This window comes from Sphingobacterium litopenaei (assembly GCF_014692495.1).
Classification (GTDB): domain Bacteria; phylum Bacteroidota; class Bacteroidia; order Sphingobacteriales; family Sphingobacteriaceae; genus Sphingobacterium; species Sphingobacterium litopenaei.
Map to the genome: position 1 here is coordinate 1 of NZ_JACOIJ010000072.1, position 1,891 is coordinate 1,891.

A 1,891-nucleotide genomic window follows, 5' to 3' on the forward strand; every position below is an offset into this window, starting at 1 on the left:
CAGAAGTCAGCAGAGGTCGGTGTGTCACGAACAAAGCATGATATTGCTTTGGTGCTGTTTGAATGATGAGGGTAGGCCCCTCGAAGTCGACGTTCAGGCGCAGGCTTCAAACCACCTTTATGTTGCTGGGTTAAAGAGATCTGGTGAGAAGCGATAAAGGAAAAGGCATAGTTAAAGATGTCAGGTATGTAATAGAGAGACGAACGAAAGTGAACCATCGATGAAGCGTCGAAAGCTGAATAGATGATATCGAAACCAGGGTCTTGACCTTGCTCTGGGACAAACGGAAGGGAAACCTGATTACTGCTTCCGTGATATCCGGCGTAAAGATGGCGTGAAGCTATTATAGGCATTTAGGCGGAACGTGAGAACGTGTCGTTTCGATGTTAAGGGAAACCCTCAAGTGGTAGCCCCACAAGAGCAAAAGTACCGATGCGAAGCACACGGGCGGAACATCTCGTAGTAGTGATGAAGTCTCTGTAATGGAGATGGAGCGAAGGGGGTGTATTATCCAGTTCTTATCACAAAGAAAACTATGGTACAAACCATAGGAGGTACAGGAATGATTAAGACAAAACCATTTATTATTTCTCAGTCCATAGTACTGGAAGCCTACCAGCGGGTACAACAAAACCGTGGTAGTGCTGGAGTAGATGGCATGAGCTTAGAGGATTTCAAAGCAGATAGCTGGAAACACCTCTATCGACTATGGAATCGGATGAGTTCTGGCAGCTATATGCCCATGCCAGTTCTACTAGTAGAAATTCCCAAGAAAGGAGGGGGGACACGTCCACTTGGAGTACCCACGATAACAGATCGCATTGCTCAAACGGTGGTCACACTGTTTCTGGAACCAAAGTTGGATAAGATATTTCATAAGGACTCTTATGGCTATCGCCCCAACAAAAGTGCAAAGGAGGCGGTTGGAACAGCTAGAGAGCGATGTTGGAAGTATGATTGGGTTCTGGATCTTGATATCAAAGGTTTCTTCGACAACATACCACACGAGCTGCTTATGAGAGCAGTTCGTAAGCACACAGATTGCCCATGGATCTTGCTGTATATTGAAAGGTGGCTTAAAACACCGGTACAGCAATCCAATGGGATTCTTACAGAGAGATCAAAAGGGACGCCTCAAGGAGCAGTTATCAGTCCGCTGCTCGCTAACCTCTTTTTACACTACTGTATGGATGAATGGTTACGAATTAACTATCCGGACTGTCCGTTTGAACGATATGCTGATGATAGTGTGATACACTGTAAAACAGAAATACAAACAGTGGAACTGAAGAAAGCATTAGAACACAGACTAAAAGCCTGTGGACTTGAACTGCATCCAGAGAAAACCAAGATCGTGTATTGTGGCAGAAAAGAACGACAGAAATCCTATCCCATAATTTCCTTCGACTTTCTAGGGTATACGTTCAAAAGACGAAAAGCTCAGACCAAACAGGGGTTGAACTTTACCAGTTTTCTTCCTGCAGTCAGCAATAAAGCTAAAGTTTCCATACGAGAAAAGATGCGGACATGGCAATTGCACAGAAGAGGAGGCAGTGACTTAGAAACGTTGTCCCGGTATATAAATCCAGTCCTCAGAGGATGGATCAATTACTACGGAGCTTTCTACAAAACAGAGCTACACAAAGTACTTCAGCACATGAACAGGTTACTGGTAAGATGGGCTATGCGGAAATATAAAAGGCTACGGAACCGAAAAGACAGAGCCATAAAATGGATGTCAGAGATTTCCGAAAGAAGTCCGCATCTGTTTGAACACTGGTATATAGGGATAAAGTTGTCGGTTGGATAATAAGAGCCGTGTAAAGGGAGATCTTTACGCACGGTTCTGTGAGAGGTTTGGACTGAAATGTCCTTATCTACTCGACTAGTA

Annotated in this window: 2 protein-coding genes; one reads left to right on the top strand and one right to left on the bottom strand. The window is 44.3% G+C overall.

Going from position 1 to position 1,891, the window contains the following annotated elements; all coding sequences use genetic code 11:
• A partial coding sequence (locus H8B04_RS17225) for a hypothetical protein (protein ID WP_223815484.1) occupies nucleotides 1-353 on the bottom strand: 353 nt, incomplete at its 3' end.
• A gap of 209 nt (nucleotides 354-562) precedes the next feature.
• Between H8B04_RS17225 and ltrA the strand changes: the two genes are divergently transcribed.
• Entirely contained in the window at nucleotides 563-1,810 is a 1,248-nt protein-coding gene (gene ltrA, locus H8B04_RS16780) for a group II intron reverse transcriptase/maturase (protein WP_190303061.1), read from the top strand.
• Nucleotides 1,811-1,891: the final 81 nt, after the last annotated feature.